Below are 5,203 nucleotides of genomic sequence, written 5' to 3'. Positions count from 1 at the left end.
TCCTGCCGCCCGCCCCGGGCTGCCACGGATTCCTCGGCAAAAGCGCAGGCAAGGCCCGCCAGCAGCAGAAGGTTCAAGGCCAGCAGGCGCATCCGGCGCAAACAATGATTATTTATCATGTTCCTGCCGCACTTCCATTGCCTTGGCCTTGATGCGCGCAATGAGGTTTTCCGGCGAGTCGGTATTCAGGATGTCCTGAAACTGGGTGCGGTAGTTTTTCACCAGGCTGATGTTTTCTATCAACACGTCATATACAAGCCATTTGCCGTTTTTGGGCAGCATGCGGTAAGCCACGGGAACTTTTTTGCCGTCCTTCATGGTGACCACGGTGCGCACTTCGGTGCGGTCGCCCTTGGCCGAGCTCACCTCGCCCGTATAGAGCACCTGTTCGCCGTTATAGCCGTCAATCTTGTTGAGATAGGTATTGATGAGCAGGTCGGCAAAGGCGTCGCTGAAGGCCTTTTTCTGCTCCGGTGTAAAGCTGCGCCAGCGCGGCCCTACGGTACGTGAGGAGAATTCATTGAAATCAAATATATGCAGAACCTCGTCTTCAATTTGCTGGCGGATGGGGCCGCGTGAGGCGGGGTTCACATAGTCGGGATTTTTTATGAAGTTCAGTATGCGGTTTGTAGATGTTTCAAGGGCCTGCCGGGCAGGAGAGTTGGCCTGCGCCCCGGCGGGCAGCAGCACAAGAGCCAGCAGAAAGCCGCACAGAGCAAGGGTGATTCGGCGCGGAAGCGCATGGGTGAGCATGTTTATTTCACTCCTCCGAAGGCGTATTTGCTGATAAGAGAGCCGAGGTCAACGGCGGATTCTGTTTCCGTAATGCTGTCGCCGGGGGCGAGAATATGGTCTGAGCCGCCCCTGGAAATACTGACGTATTTGTCGCCTATGAGGCCGCTGGTCAGGATGGAGGCTATGCTGTCGTCCGAGAGGTGCAGGTCCTTGTCAAGGCGCAGACGCACAACGGCCTGATTGCGCATGGGGTCCGGGTCCAGGCTGATGCTGATCACCTTGCCCACCGGCACGCCGGACATTTCCACGTCCGCCCCGACACGCAGGCCGGAAACAGAGTCGAAATTGGCAGTAAGCTCGTAGCCCTTGCCGGACAAAACTTCCATTTTGCCGAGCTTGATGGTCAGATAGGCCACACAAAGCAGGCCAATCAGCACAAAAAGGCCCACAGCGGTTTCGCGTACAGTACTCATAGGGTTCGCAATACTCCCCCGTAGCCGCTGGCTACAGTCGTTCTTCCATAACTATATGGAGGCGGACGCAAAGTTTCAAGTCCCGGCAGCGGAATAAAGCCACTTTGCTGTAAGACCGCCGGGCCGCTATTTGGCAAAAAATGGTGCGGCGGCCAAAATATGAAGCGGGAATGCGCCAGAGCAATTTCACTAAAATTGCTCTGGCGGCTGCGTGAGCAGCCGCCCCCCCGCAAAGATGCAAGCGCAGCTTCAGCCGTTACGACAAAGGAAGTTACGGATGCTTCAGGAGTTGTAACGCAGGAAACTACGCTTGCAGACAGCATGTGTAACGAGCGGTTTGTTTCCACACAACCACTGTCGCCATTCGTAAGGCTCGCAGGCTCGCCAACGACTGCCGCGAAGCCAGCAGAGCTATTTACTTGCGCGGTTAAGCAGCGAAGCGAGCGTGGCTTAAACTTTGAGAATGTACATTCTCAAAGTTAACCTGCTCTAGGTAAAATACGTCATGGAAGTTTTTTTCAGTTCCTTGAGGCTGCGCAGGATGGCGTGCTCTTTCAGGGAAGTGGCACGCCTGACATCCTCCACCACGCCAAGGCACTCGGCCTCGCTGCGGCCATGAATCATGGTGTACATCTCATAGGGCCAGTCAGGGGCGGAACTTGGGCGGTAATAGACGTGCGAAATATGGCTGTGCTCTGCCGCCTTGCGGCCGCAGTCGTCCACCTGGTCGGGCGTGACCTTCCACGCGACCATAGCGTTGTGGGTCCACCCGGTTTTCTGATGCTTGATGCTCGCGCCGAAACGCCGGATGGCCCCCGACGCCTTGAGGCGGCCAAGCAGGTCAAGCACCTGGGCTTCTGTCATGCCCGCCTGCTCCCCCAGGTCGGCATAGGGTGTCAGGCTGTCGGGCAGGTTGGCCTGCACTATGCGCAAAACGGCCTGTTCCTCTGGGCTGAATTGATGACTCATGGATTCTCCGAATAGAAAAAGAAGATGCCGCAGCCAACAGCACACGGCAAACGGCCGTCCCCTGAGGCACGGCACAGGCCGGAACCCCGGCCCGGACAACTTGCCGGGCCGGGAGAAAAAGCCGAACTATCAGCGCGTAAACGAACGGGCAAACAGATTCTGGATGGCGACGCGGCCGTTGTCTTCAAGAAAGCGCGTACCCGTTGCGGCAAAATGGGCCTGCTCAATGGCGGGGTTTTCAACCTGCACCCATTTATCTTTGCGCCAATCAAACCAGGCGTTCTTGGCCTGATCGAAAACCAGCAGGGGCTTGTTGCAAATCTTGGCAAATTCCGCTCCCCAGCCAGTTCCGCCCTTGACAGTGCCGTCGGGCTGGATGGCTCCGATCACGATAATCTGGTCGCCGCTGCTGACCTGCCAGCAAATGGACTGCAACACCTTGCGAAACAGGGGGGCGCGCGTGTACTCGCGATTCATGAGGCGCGACACGTAGGTAAGGCTCACATCTTTAAGGGCCAGCTCTTCAGAGGTAAGAACGCGCACGCCACGGGTGCGCTCCATCTGATGCCCCTCAAAACTGTAATTCACTTCCTCCATGCCCCAGCTTTCAGCCAGAGCGCCGAAAAACTGTTCAGTACCGGCGGCGCCGCCGCTGTAAAGCACACATTGGTTGGGGTTGAGCATGCTGCCTCCTCAAGGATTGTTGCGCCGGGCAAGTTGTGGATAGTGGTCTGTTTATCCGGCAGAAGCGTCATGGTCATCATTGCAAAAATTACAGCGCTCGGCAAGGCTGACCACACAAAGAAATGGTCGGCAAGAGCCGCCCGCGCCGCAAAATATTTTTCCCGGCAAGTTCCTTGCACGGGGCTACGCTGCATCACAGCACAGGAGGCCCGCCCGGGCTGACCAAAAGGGCCGTTCCAAATGGCTGCGCAAAGAAGCCGGTCGCAAAGGGACTGGCCCCCCTTTGCGGCAAAAGCGCACAGGCAGCCAGGCAGAGTCTCGCTGAAATTGTTCTGACGGCTGCGAGAGCAGGTGCTCGCCGGGAAGGCTCACGCTCTGCTGAGCAGAGATGTCTCAACTGCGCTGTTTTATCTGCTCTATTTTATTCGCACAGCTTATCTGCCCTGCGAAGCACCGCAACGGATGTGTTTTAAACCTTGAGAACATGCATTCGCAAAGTTAGCCTGCTTCGGGAGAGGCAAGCGGGAGAGCAAGGTGGAAAAGGCCGAAAGAAAATACGGCAAAGGGTGGGTTGTGCGGAGGCGCGCCCTCACGGCGCATCAGGCCCATAAAGCGTAAGCGCAGATAACCCAGGCTGCCTGCGCTCATATGGAGCGGGCTGGCTAAACCCGTGAAGGGGCACACCGTTCAGGGAGTTGCCTGCCCGCCGCAGTCAAATAAACCGTGCCGCACCGCCGTTGTTACGCCCCAAGGCGCAGTGCCTGTGCGGAGTTAAAAGCGCAACGAACAAAAAACGCCCCAAAAATCAAGGGGCGTTATGTTGTTGCTGAACCCTAGTAGCGGGGCTGGCGAGGAGCCCTGGGTTTGGCTTCGTTGACGCGAAGCGTGCGACCGCCGAAGCTGAAGTTGTCAAGAGCTTCAATGGCGGAGTCGGCTTCGCCGTCTTCCATTTCCACAAAGCCGAAGCCGCGGGCACGGCCGGTATCCCTGTCGCTGACAAGTTTCACAGACAGAACGTTGCCGTATTCGGCAAAAAGATCCTGAACCTGTTCTTCAGTAGCAGACCAGGGAAGGTTCCCGACATAGATGGACTTGGACATGAAACACCCTCTCAAAAAAAACAATCTTCCCGCGCTTACACCCGATAAAACGTATTACCGGTACGCGGCCCATGCAAGTCACAGAAACACGCTTTGACGAGCTTGTCAACGAAAGCACTAAAAAAAGTTGGCATTGCGCGTTTTTTGCGTGATAAAAACATGGGACGCAATGAAATAACTGAAGGTTTTAAGCAAAAGATATTCAATGGCTTCAGAATGTTATACGCCTGCGCAGGCGAACCATTATCAACAATCCATCTGCACTGCAAAGAGGCGCTGCATCAAAACCAGAGCTTTTACATGTGATAGGCGCGACTTGTGCAGTAACAATACGAACTGTTTGTCTAAACAATCATACTACAAATCAACACAACAGACATAAAAATGAGGCCCTTACGTGTGAAATTATGCGCAATCGAGCCGCCCCAAAAAGCAGAACCGCCCTCTCGTCACGGCGTTTTACACAAAAAAGCCCCCGATCTCTTGTCCGCATATAGGATATCGCATGCGCGAAAAATCGGTGTTTTTATCTGATCTTGAAAAATCGAAGGAATTTTTTACAGAAATACGAATCGCCGCCCTGTCTCCACGACGCATATCTGCATCTGACAGACCGGATATTGAAGCACGATGCGGGCGTCAACAGCCACAGCACTACGGAGTTCGCACAGGGCAACGCCGCGCAGTCGCGGCACGGGGCACGGGGCACGGCAGCGCAAAAAAACAAAAGCGCGCCAGAGCGGCACGCTTTTGCGAAAAACCTATCCCCCGCTTTCAGAGGGCGGCGGCGACCAGTCCGGGGCCATGTCCTCAAATGAAGTATAGGGCGACATGTACATAAGCTCCGCCACACCCACAGGCCCGTTGCGCTGTTTGCCGATAATGATTTCGGCCACGCCCTGGGGAGGACGCTCGGCAGGCTTGACGAATTTGTACACGTCATCACGGTAGACGAACATGATGACGTCCGCGTCCTGCTCGATAGCGCCGGACTCGCGCAGGTCGGAAAGCATGGGCCGCTTGTCGCTGCGTTCTTCCACCTTTCTGTTCAACTGCGACAGCGCCACCACAGGCACGTGCATTTCTTTGGCAAGTCCCTTGAGGGAGCGGGAAATGTCTGAAATTTCCAGTTCGCGCGAATCGGTGCGGCGGCTGGTGCGCATAAGCTGCAGGTAGTCCACCACCACCATGCCGAGGCCCTTGTCCGCCTTGAGCCGCCGCGCACGCGCGCGCAGTTCCAGC

Annotated in this window: 6 protein-coding genes; all 6 read right to left on the bottom strand. The window is 56.0% G+C overall.

What is annotated here, in order from left to right:
• Window positions 1-108: 108 nt before the first annotated feature.
• The gene (locus V6C07_RS01575; protein ID WP_333534641.1) at window positions 109-753 is read right to left on the bottom strand and encodes an MlaC/ttg2D family ABC transporter substrate-binding protein; all 645 of its coding nucleotides are present in this window, start codon (window positions 751-753) and stop codon (window positions 109-111) included.
• Window positions 754-755: 2 nt separating this feature from the next.
• Window positions 756-1,208: an outer membrane lipid asymmetry maintenance protein MlaD gene (gene mlaD, locus V6C07_RS01570; RefSeq protein ID WP_333534640.1), complete on the bottom strand. Its 453-nt coding sequence runs from the start codon at window positions 1,206-1,208 to the stop codon at window positions 756-758.
• Window positions 1,209-1,697: 489 nt separating this feature from the next.
• Window positions 1,698-2,177: a siroheme decarboxylase subunit beta gene (gene ahbB / locus V6C07_RS01565; protein WP_333534639.1), complete on the bottom strand. Its 480-nt coding sequence runs from the start codon at window positions 2,175-2,177 to the stop codon at window positions 1,698-1,700.
• Window positions 2,178-2,306: 129 nt separating this feature from the next.
• Entirely contained in the window at window positions 2,307-2,861 is a 555-nt protein-coding gene (locus V6C07_RS01560; protein WP_333534638.1) for a hypothetical protein, read from the bottom strand.
• Between the two features lie 833 nt (window positions 2,862-3,694).
• Complete coding sequence (locus tag V6C07_RS01555) at window positions 3,695-3,961, bottom strand: RNA recognition motif domain-containing protein (RefSeq protein WP_012625640.1); 267 nt, start codon at window positions 3,959-3,961, stop codon at window positions 3,695-3,697.
• A gap of 761 nt (window positions 3,962-4,722) precedes the next feature.
• On the bottom strand, window positions 4,723-5,203 hold a 481-nt coding region (locus V6C07_RS01550; RefSeq protein ID WP_333534637.1), incomplete at its 5' end, for a DnaB-like helicase C-terminal domain-containing protein.

The sequence above is a fragment of the Desulfovibrio sp. 1214_IL3152 genome (genome assembly GCF_036763055.1).
In the GTDB taxonomy this organism is placed as follows: Bacteria; Desulfobacterota; Desulfovibrionia; order Desulfovibrionales; family Desulfovibrionaceae; genus Desulfovibrio.
This window is presented reverse-complemented; position numbering and strand designations above follow the sequence as displayed.

Excerpts from the sequence above, each read along its gene's own strand:
- V6C07_RS01575 (WP_333534641.1), bottom strand. The coding sequence starts at position 753 with ATGCTCACCCATGCGCTTCCGCGCCGAATCACCCTTGCTCTGTGCGGC.
- mlaD (WP_333534640.1), bottom strand. The coding sequence starts at position 1,208 with ATGAGTACTGTACGCGAAACCGCTGTGGGCCTTTTTGTGCTGATTGGC.
- ahbB (WP_333534639.1), bottom strand. The coding sequence starts at position 2,177 with ATGAGTCATCAATTCAGCCCAGAGGAACAGGCCGTTTTGCGCATAGTG.
- V6C07_RS01560 (WP_333534638.1), bottom strand. The coding sequence starts at position 2,861 with ATGCTCAACCCCAACCAATGTGTGCTTTACAGCGGCGGCGCCGCCGGT.
- V6C07_RS01555 (WP_012625640.1), bottom strand. The coding sequence starts at position 3,961 with ATGTCCAAGTCCATCTATGTCGGGAACCTTCCCTGGTCTGCTACTGAA.